Here is a 14879-nt window from a genome sequence, read left to right as displayed (position 1 = left end):
GGGAAGCCGCGCTAGAGAAAAATGACTTGTCTTCGAAACATCATTTTTCTCTAACTCTTTGTTTTAACGCGTTTTCTTAATTGGAACGTCTATCGACTTTCCTGAAAAACGCTCTAAGCACGCATGGCGGTCGCCAGCTTCGGAGGAGGGCGTATCGGCGCCCGTCTGTCGAGACGCTGGGCGGCGGATATTGCAATGTCCCGTGCCCGGATCGAAAGAAGCGAGAAGGAGCCCGCATCGCCGAAGCCGTGGGAACTCTCGCACAGGCCGTTGAGATAGACCGGCGGCGCATCCGACCCCACCAAGCTGTAGTCCCTCGCAACTGCGAGGCCCTGGACAGGGTGGAACTCATAGTCGCCGCAAAGGTCGCTCAGGAGAGGATGGATCAGCTCCCGCTGGCCGCCGCTTCCCAAGTCGAGGAACCCGGTGGCGAGGACCACTGCGTCCGCCGCCAGTTCACGCACTGCCTGCGCATAGCGATCCTGGATTGTGAGTCTGGTTTTGCTGCCATCAGAGATGCAACGCCGGATATCGGCGTTGTTGATGATGTTGAGATGGTTCGGCCTTCCCTCCAGATGCGATTCATAGCGCCGGAGATAGAGCTGATTGATCACATCGGCATCGGCAGCCGAGTAGTTGGTCGATCTCAGTTCCCGGGACAGCGCCATCCGCCCGTCCCAGGAGGCGGCATGGAAGTAATCTGTAAACTGCGGAAAGTAGATCTCGCCGGTGAAGGGGCTGGTATCCTTGAGCCTGTAGCCATAACCACGCATCAGGCCGTAGATCTCGGCTTGCGGAAAGCGGCCATCGAGATCGAGCATGATCTCGACGGCACTCTGGCTGGCGCCGACGACGACGATCTTCTCCGGCTGGGACAACTGCGTGATCCTGGGCAGATAGTCCGACAGGTGGAAGATCTTCTCGCCCAGGAGGCCGGCGAAAGCCTCCGGGATGTTGGCACTGCGCCCCGGTCCTACGACGACAGCGCGAGCCAGATAGCGGCTGCCGTCAACGCAATCGACCTGGAGCAGTCGGTCCGCACCGGAGCCGTGAACCACCTGTAGACTGCTCGCGGTCCGATCATAGGAAACCAGATGCGAGAAGTGCCCGGACACCCATCCGACATAATGCGCAAATTCACGGCGTAGCGGATAGGCGCTGCCGAGATTGAGATAGTCGAAGAAACGCCCCGACTGATGCAGGTAATTCACGAAGCCGTAGCGGCTCCTGGGATTGACGGGGGTGATCAGGTCTCGCAGCGGGTTATGCTGGATGTCGCTGCCGCGAAGCAGCATGGTGGGCTGCCAGGCGAATGCGGGCCGGGCCTCGATGAAGTGGAGGGACCCGGAAAAGCCGGCGTCGTCGAGGGCAACGGCGAGGGCGAGGTTGGCCGGGCCGAAGCCAATGCCGATGATGTCGATGACGGGAGGCTTCACGATGCTCTCCTCAGGGCGGGTTCCCGGTCGAACCAGGCGGCAGCGAGCGCCTGGCCATAGGTCGCAGCCTCGATCTGACACTCCTGGCCAGCCAGGCTGGCTGGCCAGGCGTCGGTGGCGCCTTTCGCGAAAGCCTGGCTGAGGCGATCGCTGAAGGCGGGCATCAAGGGGCGGGTTATGAGCGGCAGGACCAGTTGGAAAAGCGCCGCCAGGTAGCGAACTTCCTCGATTGCCTCGGCCCTGGCGAGGCGGGGCGAAAGGGCATGCCGGCTGCCGGCAGCAATGCGCACCAGCAGCTGGCTCAGATGCTCGGCAATACGCTGGGGGCTGAAGGTTTCGATTTCGTGGAAACGGGCGAAGCGAGCAAGCACGCCGCCAAGACTCCCCGCGGTCCGCTCGTCGATACGCCAGCGCTGGCCCGATAACCCGAGTGCCGCGGCCGCCTCGAGGATGCCGCTGGCCGCTTCCTTATAAGGCCGGGACAGGCGAACCTCGACCAGTTGGTCCATGGCGCCTTGCGTGAAGTTCATCTTCTGATATTCGGGATTTGCCAGGGCAAGATAGAACCGCACGGCGTTGACGTCCCGTTCGCGCAGAAGATCGCGTCCCCAGATCAGGTGTCCCTTCGATGTCGAGAACTTGAAGTTCTCGAGTTCGAAGAATTCATTGGTGAGAATGGTGTCGACGATCCTGCAATCGCCATGGGCCCAGGCCAGGGCCGGATGCACGAAGGTGAAGAAGAAGCTGTTGTCATAGCCGAGGAACTCGACGAGCTCGGCCTGCCGGCCAAGGCTCCAAAGGCCGGTCCTTCCACCGTCGCCGGTTGACTTTTCGCCGTCCGCGATCCGCGTGGAATTGATCAGGCCTGGCAGCATTTCCGCCCAGACATTCAGGACCTGGCCTTCGAGGCCGGCGAAGGGGGCGGGGATGCCCCAGTCGGACGGATAGGTGAGAGGGTAGTCCGGTAGCGGCTTGGACAGCATCTCGAAGGCAAATTCGACGACATGGGGTCGCCAGATGCCGCGCTTGCTTTCGTAGAAGGCCGTGAACTGGCTGCGGAAACGTTCGAGCTCCAGGACGGCGATCTCGACCTCGCGATAGTCGATGTCGCCGGCCGAGCGGCTGGAGGAAACCAGTTCGAGAGTGCGCGTATCGTTGGGATGGCCGCAAGCCTCGCAGATAGCACCCGCTGTCGGCGACCAGCAGACCGGACAATGGCCGGAAACAAAGGATTCGAACAGATAGCGATCCTCTGACACCGAATAGGGGAAACGCCATGGTTTGCGCACGGCGTGGCCATTGGCCTCCACCTTTGCGAGGAAGGATTGGACGAAGGCAACGTGGTCATCGTCCACCATGTTGAACGCATCCATGTGGATGTCGGCGGCTTCCAGCGTCTGGCGCATTTCGCCATGGCAGGCGGTGGCCATGCGATCGGGATTCTTGCCCAGGCGTTCGGCCGTGGTCACGACATAGCTCTGGTTGCGATCGGCCGAGCAGACATAGCGGACTTGATTGCCGCGCATACGCTGATAGCGCGAGAAGATGTCGGCGCCGAGATAGGGCCCCGAAAGATGTCCGACGTGAAAGTCACCGTTCGGTGTGGGGGGCGTGGCCGTTACGATAAAGGTGCGGGACATCGGGTCAGGCTCCCTTCGCATCTGCTTCCGGAGCGCCCCACCAGACGCAGAGAAATGCAAGCTCCTCGTCCCGGGAGGTATTGTCGACGAAGTGCCATGAGAAGCGGGGCAGATAGACGACGTCACCGCTGGCTACAGGGCTGGTTTCGCCGTCCACCGTTATCGTGCCGCTTCCCGAAATGAAGATGAATGTTTCTTCTTCATCGTGATCATGTGGAATTGATTGCTGACCCGGCATGACCTTCATGACGGCTCCACCCCAGGGCGGCACCGTCACGCCCTTCCAGGGATAGAGCCGGCGAAAGGCGCCGCCATATTCGTCAGTCCAACCGTCAGCTCGTTCCGTCCTGATATGCATGGTGCCCACCTCTGTTTGGGACGGTGGCTGGCGCCACCAGTTAGGTGTGGAGCACGGGCAGGAACATCCATATCGCTACGCCGATCAAGCAGACCGAGAAGAAGATGTTGACACCTCGACCCGACGTTCCTCCGCTAAACAGGCGTGCGATGGCGGCTCCAGCCAGAGTCCACACGGCAAAGGCAATCAGATTGTTGACAGTAAATATTGTGGCTATGCTAAAAACGTGACCTACTTTGTCGTCATAATTTCCCATGAATTGAGTAAATATGAGACCTATTATTAAGTAAGCCTTTGGGTTTAGAAGAAGTATTACGGCTCCATCCAGAAAGCTTGCGCGCCCCTCCGTCGTCGCGTCCAGTTCGCTTTGGGGGGTGGCGAAAGCTGCCTGAGCAAACTTGATGCCCAGCCACAACACATAGAGTGCTCCGGCTATATTCAGGATCTTTGCCACATGGGGCTCCGACAGGAGGGTCAGCCCCACCCCGAGTCCGATCAGCAACGTCACGATGAATGTGGCGACGTGATAGCCCACAAGGGCCGGCACTGCTGCCCGAAAGCCGCCGGTGGCTCCGAGCGTTGCGAAGAAGGTGTTGCCCGGTCCTGGGCTGTAGGCGAGTGGAAACAGAAAAATGACGAACGCGACCAGTGCCTCTCCGTTCATGGCAAATACCCTCCGGATGACGGTCATAGACGATTTAGATACCTAAGGGGTGATATCCACTATTTCTGGGGGAGCGTCCATTTACATCATCGGGACAAGATAGAGATTAGGTGTGCTCTCGCAGATTTGTGGAGGACAAATTGACCTCATTTTCTGCCACGACCGCATCAAATTCTCCGAGAGAAGTCGTAATCCTGATCACAGAAAACGCGATTACACTTGATGCCGCTGGCCCGATACAGGCTTTTCACGAAGTTGGTTTGAGGTACAAGGATAGGGCATATCAAATTACTGTCGCTTCACCATATGGTGGAGTAATTCCGCTCGATAGCGGTATAAAACTGGATTCAAATTGTATATTTGATTTAAGTGCGGAAAAAATAGATACACTTTTGGTTATTAGTTCATATAAATTTTTGAATTACACGAGTGAATCCGCACTGATAGGATGGTTGAAAGAAACAAAGACGAGGATTAGACGTATCGGATCCTTGTCTATGGGTACATTTCTATTGGCTGAGGCCGGCCTTTTAGATGGTGCCGACGTCGTGATGCATTGGCGATGGCATGCGTCGATGACAAAGCATTTCTCTTCCATGACGGTATTATCGAACTGTCTATATGCGCGGCGCGGCAATGTCTGGACCTCCGCCGGCATGACGTCGGGGATCGACATGGCTCTGGCAATGATCGAGGAGGATCATGGCAGGGCTCTTGCCCTGGACGTGGCCCGAACCCTGCTGGTCTTCATGCACCGGCCGGGAGGCCAGGCGCAAATCAGCATTCCGCTGGCCGCACAGAGCCGAGACATCGGCAGCCGCTTCGGCGCCCTTCATGAATGGGTCATGACAAATCTATCGCGCCGGCTTGATATCGAGGTGCTCGCCGACTGGATGGGCATGAGTCCGAGGACATTTGCCCGTCAATATAAGGAGGCCGTTGGAGACACCCCCGCCAAGACGATCCGCCGCATGCGCATCGAGGTGGCAAGGAGCCTGTTGGAAAAGACGAGCAACAGCATCTCCTCCATTGCCGTTCAATGTGGGTTCTCGGACGTGGAGAACATGCGGCGGGCTTTCCTGAAGGACGTTCAGGTCGGGCCGGCCGAATACAGGGAGCAGCTCGTAGTCCCAACGCGGGCGGACTGACTGTGTGGCGTCAACACCAATGAGACAAAAAACCGGAATGGAAAGCTACCTGCCGAGGCGGTGATCAAGGATATCCGCCGGGCCGTGCGCAAGCCCTATGGGGGAGGGGAGAAGGTTCGCATCGGGCTTCGGGCTGGAGGGCTTGAATGCCTCCCGGTCTGCCTCACTGTCATCATGGCGATCCGGTCGGATTGGCCAGGCCGCCAGATGCACGCGGAAATGCGCAACAAGGCGAATGTTGAGTCGGCCTCGTGATATTTGCGGCAGCAAGCGCCGGCTATTATCGGGCAACAAGAGCCTCTTTCACCCAAATAGGAGACGCCGACCGATGGCGAATGCCCAGACGTTGAAGGCACAGCGCGACAAGACTCTCGAACTGACGCGTTCCGGGCCGCCGGCGCGTACTTCCAATCCCTTCTTCGGCGTCGGGCCGATCACTGACGGCACGCTGGACGAGGTCGATGCGCGCCTCCTGCGCTTCGAATTCGACAACTGGCTCGAGAGGAACTATCGCAAGCTCGATGACCACGGCGCGGATCTGGGTCCCTTCACCACCGCCGAAGTCGGACGGAGCATGCATCGGGGCTATCCCGCCGACAAATTCCTCACTGACATGATGCGGGAGATTCATCGTTATTTCGAGTTTCCCAAGGCCAACAAGATGGCTGTAGGGCTCGGCGGCGGCCATAGTGGTTTCACGGTCTGTGCCCTTCATCTGGTAACCGCCAACGATCCCAGCCAGCATGTCTATGTCGACACGCTCCGACCGGAATCGGAAGCCGCCAAAGGAGGCGGCTTTTTCCGGCAGTCCTGGGGGGCGCAGCTCATCGAGATGCACCGCCATGCCCGCAATGGCGATGAAAGCCGCATTCATTTCGCCGAGCAGGAAGGCGCCATTCCCAGTGCCGATGCCCTGGAGAAGATGGGCGCCAAGCTCTTCATCGGCGTCGGTCATGAGACCACTGGCGCCACGACCTATACCGCCCAGGACATCGCCAACCTGATCGAATGGCTCAACCGCAATCCGGCCGAACACCATGCCGTGCTCGACGCCACCTCCATGCTCGGGGCCATGCCCTGGGGCGAGGAAGCGGTGAAGAACGTCATCGATAAATGCTGCATGTTCATGCCGTTCCAGAAGGCGATCGGCGGTATTTCCGGCTATTTTGTCGTCTCGTTCACGCCGCAGGCGCTGGACCTCGTCGAGAAGAACCAGAAGTCGCCATCCTGGGCGATCCCGCGCCAACTCAAGATCGTGGCGCCTGTCGATCCCAAGCGCCCGCTCACCGGCGAGCGGACCGTCAATGTCGGGCCGATCTACGATCCGGCGCAGGACAAGATGCTGGGCGGCGTAATCAACACCTATTCCACCCTTGCCTTCGCCGAGACCACCTTCGGCCTGCTGCGTTCAGAAAAGCGCCTCGGGTCGGTGCAGGATCTCTATAAGCGCTCGGTGCGCAACCGCGCCGCCGTGAATGATTGGGTGGCCAAACACCCCCTGTTCGAACTCGGCGTCGCCGATCCCGAGCGGCGCGGCGCGGCGGTGACGCTGCTGCGCATCAAGGATGCCGACATCACCGACCCCGCCATCCACGCCCGCATCATCGCGCGCTCCAAGCAGGTTCTGGCCTATGAAGGCATCACCCATCCCAATGGGGAGTATGAGCGCGGCCTCGACGTCGCCCGCTATGTCAACGCCTTCCCGGGCACGCCTGGCGATTACCGTGCCTGGATCGGCGGCATCAGGCCGCCGGAGGACATCGACGCCCTGCTCGACAATCTCGAATACGCCTATCTGCGCGCCAAGATCTTGGTGCTGGAGGAGGAACTCGCCAAGCTCGGCGAGACCTTCCCGGTGAGCGCCGGCGCCGGCGCCGGCGGCGAGCGCGTGCGTCGCGACGATTCAAATCGCGCCTACAAGGTATTGGTGGCCGATCTCGTCGGCATGCGCTTCAACGGTAAGGGGGAACCCGATCACCAGGAAGTCCGCCGCCACATCGAAGCCAAGGGCGGTGTCTTTCATCTCGGACCGATCCTAGACGAGGGGGCGCTGGAGAAAGGACGCATCCACTTCTTCTACCAGCCCGACCTCAGCACCGAGGCGGAGATCCTGCCGCAGACCGACAAGGGCCAGTATGACGCCGTGATTGCCGCGGCGACGTTCCTGCCCAAGGGTTCGGTCTTCCCGCTTGGCGGCGTGCGCATCGGCGCCGGCACCGGCAATATGGGATCGGCCTCTTGGGGTGGCGGCAGCGGCATCGGCGGCGAAGCGCCCCTGATGAACACGCCGAGCTTCAACAGCCGTGCGACGGCCCAGATGGCTTTCAAGGCGCTGCTCAAGGTAGCGCCCGATCTCAAGGTCGACGAATTGCACCGGCGCGTCGTTGCCGGCGAATTCGATACCGGCAAGCATTTGCGCGACTTCCCGACCGAAAAACTCGAAGGCCGCCGTGTTGCGGTCATCGGCTATGGCAATATCGGCCGCGAGCTCGCCAAACTCGCCAGCGCCTTCGGCATGCGGGTCGCCATCCACGCCCGTGCGCGCCACAAGGAGTGGATCGAGTCGGAAGGTTTCGAATACGCTCCGACCGCCGAGGCGGCGGCCGAGGGGGCCCATGTTCTCACCGTGCATACGGGCCTCGGCCCGCTCGATGCCAAGAGCGGGCGCTTCGCCAACCAGTCGCTGGTCGGCTTCGATATTCTCGATCGCCTTGCCGACGGCGCTGTGCTCATCAACTACGACCGCGGCGAGGTCATTGATGCCGAGGCCCTCGACGCGGCGCTGGAAAAGGGCAAGGTTTCCTATGCCTGTATCGACGCCGATCTTTTCCGCGACGCGGCTGATGGTACGCTGTCCGGCCCGATGGTGCCCTATCGCAAGCTGGAAAGGCGCCACCCCGGCAAGCTCGAGCTCCTGCCGCATGCTGCCGCCGACACCGACCATCCTTCGCGGGTCGAGGGCGCCAGGCAGGCGATCGATCAGATCTTCGACGTTATCCATTATGGCGTCGTCACCAATCTGAAAGGTGATCTGCCACCGGGCTACAGCAATGCCGGTGCTCGGACAGTGCCTGGCATTGGCGCGGTGAGTGCGGGCGACATTGCGCGAGCTGTCGGCGATGAGGAGGTGCTTGCCCAGGCCAAGGCAGCCTCCGAGGCGCTTGCCGCTATCTGGGGAGCTCTTTGTGCGACGACTGACCCGCAACGGCGGGCGGCGCTGATCGAACGCTACGGCGCTTCGCTCGTGCAGCACACCAACCGCTATGCCGCACTTGTGGATAGGCTGGGGCTCAAAGGCCCTTATGCGGGCACATGATGGAAGGGTGAGCCCAGCCTCAGCTCAGCCTTACGCAGTACAAAGAGAAAAGGAGCAGGAATTTCTGCTCCTTCACCCACTGATCGCTGGTGTCGAGCGCAGTGGGTGTCTTGGAGGCGCCTGGCCTTCCCACAGTACAATCACGTTCAGGCAGGTTCATTCGGCGTTTCAATCGTCCAAATCGTGGTCCAGGCGCCGAGAGTTGCGCCTTCCCAGTGACCCTCGATCCAGATGGGTTGCCCTTTGATGGCCTCCTGCATCCGTTTGGGCATGTCGCCGAGATTAAGAACGACGCGGAGCATCGTTTCGTTTGTGCTCTGCCAAAGAACATCGACGATCCCATTCTCCCCGACGCGGTAGTGTCCAGCCTGCGGGAGGGTCGGTATGAGCGGCACGATTCTCGCGGCGCGAACCGACAAGATCCGCCGGTACCAGCCAAGCATGTCGGCATGCGGGCTAACCTTGCGTTCCGGCCAAAGCAATTTGGCGGAACGGAAGGTCTGCTCGCTGACGGGATCGGGGATCGTTTCGCGCACCTGCGGGTCGGCGTATTCGGGAAATCGCGAGAATTCGTCGCGCCGTCCCTTGCGCACGGCGTCGGCCAGTTCGCCCTCGACATCGCAGAAGAAGGTAAACGGCGTGGACGCGGCCCACTCCTCGCCCTGGAACAGCATGGGGATCTGCGGTGCCAGGAGATAGGCTGCCGCAGCAGCCTTGACGGCCCCGAGCGGATGATGGTGATGGATGCGATCGCCAAAGGCGCGATTGCCGATCTGATCGTGATTCTGCAGGAAAGAGACGAAAGCGTCCGGCGGCAAATGGGCCGATGGCTGCCCACGGCTGCTGCCGCGATAGGCCATCGTCTCGCCCTGGAAGGCAAAGCCCTGCGCCAATGCGCGGCCCAGCAGTTCGGGCCGGCGGGCATAGTCCGCATAATAGCCTGCATCCTCCCCGGTCACGGCCACATGCAAGCCGTGATGGACATCATCGTTCCACTGCGCGGTGAAAGCGGGTGTTCCGCCTCTTGGCCGATCGAGCCATTCGGCGCTGTTCTCTTCGTTTTCCAACACGAGATGAACAGGCCGATTGCCTATGGCGGAGCCGACCGCGGCACGAATTTCGGCAAGGAGGTGGAATGCCCCAGCATCGCGTATTTCGTGCACGGCATCGAAACGCAATCCGTCCAGGTGGAACTCCTCCAGCCAATAGAGCACGTTCTCGATGGTGAAGGCCCGGATCTCTGCAGATCCTTCGTCATCATAATTGATGGCCGGCCCCCACGGCGTTCGGTGGCGCTCGGTAAAGATGGGAGCATAGAGCGGCAGATAGTTACCCTCGGCGCCGTAGTGATTGTAGACGACGTCGAGCAGCACAGAGAGGCCGAGGCCATGGGCCTCATCGATGAAGGCCTTCAGTTGCTCCGGCCGGCCATAGGCCGCATCCGGCGCGAAGGGAAGGACGCCGTCATAGCCCCAGTTGCGTCGCCCCGGGAAATCGGCCACCGGCATGAGCTGGATGGCGGTCGCCCCCAGTTCCTTGAGATAGCCCAACCGTTTGGCGGCGCTGGAAAAAGTGCCCTCCGGCGTGAAGGTGCCGATATGAAGTTCATAAAGCACCGTTTCATGCCAGGCACGTCCCCGCCAACCCGAATTGCGCCAGCGATAGGCCGCGGGGTCGATCAGTTCGCTCGGGCCATGAATGTCGTCGGGTTGGAAGCGGCTGGCCGGATCCGGCACCATCACGCCGTCCTCCAGCACAAAGCGATATCGGGCACCAAAGTCGGCGGCCACCGACAGGCTATGCCAGCCGCCGTGGCTTTGCATCGAATAGGCTCTCTGCTCCAATTGCAGGCCGACCCGGCGTTGCTTTGGTGCCCAGAGGCGAAACAACACCCTGCCGTTGCGCAGGACAGGGCCGAAGCGTGGTTCGTAGCGGTTCGACGGCATGGTCATGGCTGCGATTGCCGAACTGCCGGTGGCGTCTGCGCTACCAGTACGGCGGCGGGCAACTCTGCCAGGAGCATCGCAAGGTCGATGCCTTCCTTTCCAGGTGTGATCTGGCGTCCGGAGAGTATTTCGCCATAGACGGGGTAATGATGGGCGAGGGGTAGAAAGCCATCGATGGGACCGCGGCATGGGAACCGGGCTGCCACGACGACGAAGGCACAATCGCCATGCTGCCGCGAGAAGGCGATGAAGCGATCGTTTGCCATCGCGATGGGCCGATAGTCACCTTGTGTGAACAAGGCTTCATGTCGGCGGCGCAGGTCAAGCAGGTTGGCGGTGGTCGCCAATTTGGCACTGCCGTCGAGAAGATCGTCCCGTGCGATCGGCCCGATGTCCTTCAGGCGCCTGGTGAGCCAGTCCCAGTCGACGGGACGGCGATTATCAGGATCGACCATGCTGAGATCGAAGGCTTCGGCACCCTGGTAGATATCGGGCACGCCGGGCACGGTGAACTTCAGTACGGTTTGCACGAAACTATTGGAGGCACCGAGCTCGATGACGCGCTTTTCGAAGGCGATGAAGTCGGCAAGAAAATCCTGGTTTGCGAAAGCGGCGGCAATGTAGTCGTGCAGGGCCTTTTCATAGGCTTCGTCAGGTGCGGCCCAATTCGTGTGAACCTTGGCCTCGCGCACCGATTTCAGCATGGCAGCTTGGATGCGCTCCTGGAAACGTTCGAGCTGGCTCATGTCTTCAGGGACGAGGCCTGTAGGCCAGGCGCCGACGAGCAATTGGAAGAACAGGAAGATGTCGTTGCCATCAGGCTCGGCCTCGCCGCCGCCGAGCATGGCACGCCAACGGGTGCCGGCTTCGGCGAAATCCGGGGTAATTTCACTGAGAACGGCAAGGCGAGCCCGGCAGTCCTCGCCGCGCTTGGTATCATGCGTCGAAGTCGCGAGCATGGCGCCCGGGCGGCGAGCGAGATTGGCGGCATGGAAGGCGTTGACGCTGGCACCGAGATGATCGGGATGGCCCCCGACTTCGTTGGCGGCAATGAACCGGTTATAGCGATAGAAGGCGGTGTCCTCGACACCCTTGGCCATGATCGGCCCGGTATATTGCTGGAACCGCATGGCAAAGCGCATCACGTCCTGCCGGCTGAAACCGCTTCCGGGCCTTGCAACCGCCTGGGTGCTGAGCAGCGAGAACAGGAAGTCGAATACCGAGCGGTCTATGCCAGCCCCGGAGCGCCGTGCATGGGTGAAGGCACTTTCGAGTTCCTGCAGGTCGGCAGGGCTGGCGCCGTCCATGTCGACATAGGTCCGATAGACCCGAAACCCGGCGACGATTTCTCTGAGCGCACGCTGCAGGACATTGCGGGTGAAATCGGCGGTGCGTGGATTGGAGCGAGCGATGCGGGCTGCCTCGCGCGCAAGCCCGCCGAGTTCGCCGGCCATCTCGTCTTCCATGATGGCCAGCTTGCACTCGCGGCTGATGGCTTTGAAGCTGCGCCTCTCACCGCCGAAGCGGTTATAGAGTTCGTCGAGCCGCGCCTGGCCGTTCGGGTCGACCAATAGATTGGTGAGAAGGTTGGCGAATTCGTAGCCGGTGGTGCCGTCGGCATGCCAATCTTCGCGCAGTTCCTCGCCCGCTCCGAGGATCTTCTCGACCACCAGATAGATTGGCCGCGGCGCTTTTTCGCGCAGGCGCCGGCAGTAGGTCTTGGGATCCAGCAACCCGTCGATGTGGTCGATGCGCAGCCCATCGAGCACGCCCTTGGCGATCAACTCGAAGACCAGACGATGGGTGTGGTCGAACAATTCCTCATGCTCGATGCGCAGTCCGGCAAGATCGCTGATATTGAAGAAGCGGCGATAATTGATGTCGTCGGCCGCCACCCGGAAATAGGCCACGCGCCAATGCTGGTCGGCAATCAGTCGGTCGAGTGGCCGCCAGCTCTCCAGCTCTCCGGCGATGCCGGCGAAATGCCGCAGACGCTCGGCCACGGCCTCCGCCACTTTGGAATCTCCCGCAACCAGGCCGGCAAGATCGGCCTTGAGTTGCGCGGCCCTGCGCGGTTCATGCGGATGGAACCCTTCGAGATGGGAGAAGGCATCGCTCAGTTTGTCGAGCTCGGCATGATCGCTCCCAAGGATGCGGCCATAATGTCCCGGATGGACGGGAAGCTTGTGGGCGCCATGAGCCCAAACGGCGATCTCCCCGGCGGCGGCATCCAAGCATAGCTCCAGCCCGCCACCGGCAAGCACCGCGCCATACTGGTCGCCGAGGACGGGGATCAGCACCTTGCCCTTGAGATGCGAAGGCTCCGGCTGCCAGTCGATGTCGAACCAGCCGGCGTAGGCCGAGCCCTGCCCCCATTCGAGCACATCGAGCCAGTACGGATTGTCGGCGCCGTTCACACCCATATGGTTCGGGACGAAATCGAGGATGAGTCCCAGCCCTTGGGCGCGTAGCACCTGCGTCATGTGGTCGAAATCTTCTTTCGAACCGAGTTCGGGATTGAGGGTGGAATGGTCGACGATATCATAGCCATGGCTGCTGCCCGGCCTCGCTTTCAAGAAAGGGGAGGCATAGACGTGGCTCACTCCCAATTGGGCGAGATAGGGGGCTATTGCTTCGACCGCCGCGAAATTGAAGCGGGAATTCAACTGCAAACGGTAGGTCGTCCGCGGTGGCGGACAATCAGTTTTTGACATGGAACATTCCCGATCGAGTCGTTTTGTCGAACCAGCGACGACGCCGAAAGTTTCGCGCGGCTTAGGATCGCCCATGCCGGCGGTGAGGTGAAGCCCGTCTCACCCCACGCGAAATCAAGAAGCCGTCATCGAGCAATGGTCCCGCGACGAACTGGCTATGGTCACTGCCGGATCTTTCGAGCCGTTCGTGGGTTGGAGGATTGGAGGGAGTAGGGGCGATGACCTCAATGTTCGATTACGATCCCGAAGAGATCGTCAGTTTCGAAGGCCATGATATCAGCTTGAAGGAGGCCGTGATGCGGTATCGGCAGGCCAAGGCCCATCCAGACCCGCTCACGGATTTTTCGGCAATTCGGGATCCCGGCAAAATACCTCAGATCTTCGAAGCCGAACACTTCGACGCGCTAGCCGCGCGTGCTGAATTTGAGAGTGGAGACTGAGCGCGACGCAGCGGTAGCCATGCAGGCTCGTCACATCGCTTGAAGATTGTTCATGGCGCCCGGAAGGATCGCACCCATGGTCTCCGAAATTCCCGACCCCCTTACGGTGGGAAGTCTCGTCACGTTCTCTGCCGCCCCCGGCCATAGCCAACCGGATTTTTATGAAGGCGCTCCGATCACCCTTGTGCCGGGGGTGGGAGAACCGCTGATCGGCCGTGTTCTCGCTCATACTTCCGACGAGGTGGTGGTTGCCATCGCCGACACTCAGTTGGTGCTGACACCCGTTGCGGCGACTTTGGATGAGAATGAAGGTCTCGATTACAAAGGGGCATGGGCCGTTCGATCGATAGTGCCCCTGGCCTGAGACTTGCGGCTCCTGCAGCAATCATGCTGCAAGATGAAAGCCGGTTCGGCCCTTGAGCTCGGAGCCAAAGACGGACTTGATCGATTGAGCGAGAGGATCGCTCGTTGAAATAGTCCCTGGCAATTTTCTCGCCTGCATTCGGAACACGATTTCAGGTGCTTGGGTGAAATCGGGTCGAGACGGAACCTATCTGCGGGTTTTGCTGTTCTCTCCCCGCGACAGTACCACGGCGTGCTTCGCGCTTCAGCAATGGGATGTTGCTGACGAGGCGGCCCGGCCAGCGTTCCCTGCCAGAGAAAGCTATGCCGGGCCGCCGCACGAATTGCGGAACAAAGGACCTGGAAACATGTTTGGTGGGCGCGAAACGATCCACCCGAAAGCATTCGGCGTTTCGTTCGGCTGATGGTGAGATCGGTCGAGGCGGCCCGGCCAATGTTGATCACAGCGACCTCGGCGGCCGGGCCGCTCAGGACACCGTCCTAGGTTTTTATCCAGGCGACGTCACTCTTTGGTGAGGAATGTATCGGGCCTTGCATTGCCGGTCATCCTCAATGTGCCGGGCGGTTCCGCAAAAGCCGCCTGCAGCCTTCTGAAAATGGCGTCGAGCACGACAGATTGTCTCCAGCGCACCAGGCTGCCGTCAAAGGACATGCATCCGGTCAACTCCACCCTTCCTCCTCTTGGCAGACCGTGGGTGAGGCTCCAGGAAAGGTCTATCATCGGTCTGTGCAGGGTAGTCGACCCTCGGTGGCACGAGCGGTGTTTCGTCCGGTGGCGTCTTCTCGACGCCGGGCCCCTTCTTCCGCGCCCCGCGGAATGGGCCGTCGAATGGTTTTCGGCGCTTCGAAGCGGG

General features: G+C 60.7%; 11 protein-coding genes. 4 read left to right on the top strand and 7 right to left on the bottom strand.

Features of this window, described 5'->3' with window-relative positions; translation table 11 throughout:
- Positions 1-113: 113 nt before the first annotated feature.
- From ACN6KF_RS32980 to ACN6KF_RS32965, 4 genes are all read right to left on the bottom strand, one after another.
- Entirely contained in the window at positions 114-1436 is a 1323-nt protein-coding gene (locus ACN6KF_RS32980) for a SidA/IucD/PvdA family monooxygenase (RefSeq protein WP_434961096.1), read from the bottom strand.
- A complete protein-coding gene (locus ACN6KF_RS32975) occupies positions 1433-3076 on the bottom strand; it encodes a class I tRNA ligase family protein (RefSeq protein ID WP_434961095.1) in 1644 nt (547 codons plus the stop codon). The genes ACN6KF_RS32980 and ACN6KF_RS32975 overlap by 4 nt, the downstream gene beginning before the upstream one ends.
- A gap of 4 nt (positions 3077-3080) precedes the next feature.
- On the bottom strand, positions 3081-3323 hold the full coding sequence (locus tag ACN6KF_RS32970; protein WP_434961094.1) for a cupin domain-containing protein: 243 nt from the start codon (positions 3321-3323) through the stop codon (positions 3081-3083).
- A 151-nt stretch (positions 3324-3474) separates the two neighbouring features.
- Positions 3475-4098 (bottom strand): LysE family translocator, encoded by a 624-nt coding sequence (locus ACN6KF_RS32965; protein WP_434961093.1) that lies wholly within the window; start codon positions 4096-4098, stop codon positions 3475-3477.
- A 110-nt stretch (positions 4099-4208) separates the two neighbouring features.
- On the opposite strand from ACN6KF_RS32965, the gene ACN6KF_RS32960 reads away from it, so the two are divergent.
- On the top strand, positions 4209-5246 hold the full coding sequence (locus ACN6KF_RS32960) for a GlxA family transcriptional regulator (RefSeq protein ID WP_434961092.1): 1038 nt from the start codon (positions 4209-4211) through the stop codon (positions 5244-5246).
- 328 nt (positions 5247-5574) lie between these two features.
- Entirely contained in the window at positions 5575-8562 is a 2988-nt protein-coding gene (locus tag ACN6KF_RS32955; RefSeq protein ID WP_434961091.1) for an NAD(P)-dependent oxidoreductase, read from the top strand.
- A 146-nt stretch (positions 8563-8708) separates the two neighbouring features.
- On the opposite strand, the gene treZ is transcribed toward ACN6KF_RS32955, so the two are convergent.
- A complete protein-coding gene (treZ, locus tag ACN6KF_RS32950) occupies positions 8709-10514 on the bottom strand; it encodes a malto-oligosyltrehalose trehalohydrolase (RefSeq protein WP_434961090.1) in 1806 nt (601 codons plus the stop codon).
- Entirely contained in the window at positions 10511-13222 is a 2712-nt protein-coding gene (treY, locus tag ACN6KF_RS32945) for a malto-oligosyltrehalose synthase (RefSeq protein WP_434961089.1), read from the bottom strand. Before treY ends, treZ begins: the two co-directional genes overlap by 4 nt.
- Before the next feature lie 218 nt (positions 13223-13440).
- Here treY and ACN6KF_RS32940 point away from each other — a divergent pair, with 218 nt between their 5' ends.
- Entirely contained in the window at positions 13441-13662 is a 222-nt protein-coding gene (locus ACN6KF_RS32940) for a hypothetical protein (protein WP_434961088.1), read from the top strand.
- 76 nt (positions 13663-13738) lie between these two features.
- Entirely contained in the window at positions 13739-14026 is a 288-nt protein-coding gene (locus ACN6KF_RS32935; protein ID WP_434961087.1) for a hypothetical protein, read from the top strand.
- A gap of 501 nt (positions 14027-14527) precedes the next feature.
- Here ACN6KF_RS32935 and ACN6KF_RS32930 read toward each other — a convergent pair.
- Complete coding sequence (locus ACN6KF_RS32930) at positions 14528-14677, bottom strand: hypothetical protein (protein ID WP_434961086.1); 150 nt, start codon at positions 14675-14677, stop codon at positions 14528-14530.
- Positions 14678-14879: the final 202 nt, after the last annotated feature.

Source organism: Labrys methylaminiphilus subsp. lupini (assembly GCF_051161885.1).
GTDB lineage: Bacteria > Pseudomonadota > Alphaproteobacteria > Rhizobiales > Labraceae > Labrys.
This window is presented reverse-complemented; position numbering and strand designations above follow the sequence as displayed.

Excerpts from the sequence above, each read along its gene's own strand:
- ACN6KF_RS32975 (WP_434961095.1), bottom strand. The coding sequence starts at position 3,076 with ATGTCCCGCACCTTTATCGTAACGGCCACGCCCCCCACACCGAACGGT.
- ACN6KF_RS32970 (WP_434961094.1), bottom strand. The coding sequence starts at position 3,323 with ATGAAGGTCATGCCGGGTCAGCAATCAATTCCACATGATCACGATGAA.
- ACN6KF_RS32965 (WP_434961093.1), bottom strand. The coding sequence starts at position 4,098 with ATGAACGGAGAGGCACTGGTCGCGTTCGTCATTTTTCTGTTTCCACTC.
- ACN6KF_RS32955 (WP_434961091.1), top strand. The coding sequence starts at position 5,575 with ATGGCGAATGCCCAGACGTTGAAGGCACAGCGCGACAAGACTCTCGAA.
- treZ (WP_434961090.1), bottom strand. The coding sequence starts at position 10,514 with ATGACCATGCCGTCGAACCGCTACGAACCACGCTTCGGCCCTGTCCTG.
- treY (WP_434961089.1), bottom strand. The coding sequence starts at position 13,222 with ATGTCAAAAACTGATTGTCCGCCACCGCGGACGACCTACCGTTTGCAG.
- ACN6KF_RS32940 (WP_434961088.1), top strand. The coding sequence starts at position 13,441 with ATGACCTCAATGTTCGATTACGATCCCGAAGAGATCGTCAGTTTCGAA.
- ACN6KF_RS32935 (WP_434961087.1), top strand. The coding sequence starts at position 13,739 with ATGGTCTCCGAAATTCCCGACCCCCTTACGGTGGGAAGTCTCGTCACG.
- ACN6KF_RS32930 (WP_434961086.1), bottom strand. The coding sequence starts at position 14,677 with ATGTCCTTTGACGGCAGCCTGGTGCGCTGGAGACAATCTGTCGTGCTC.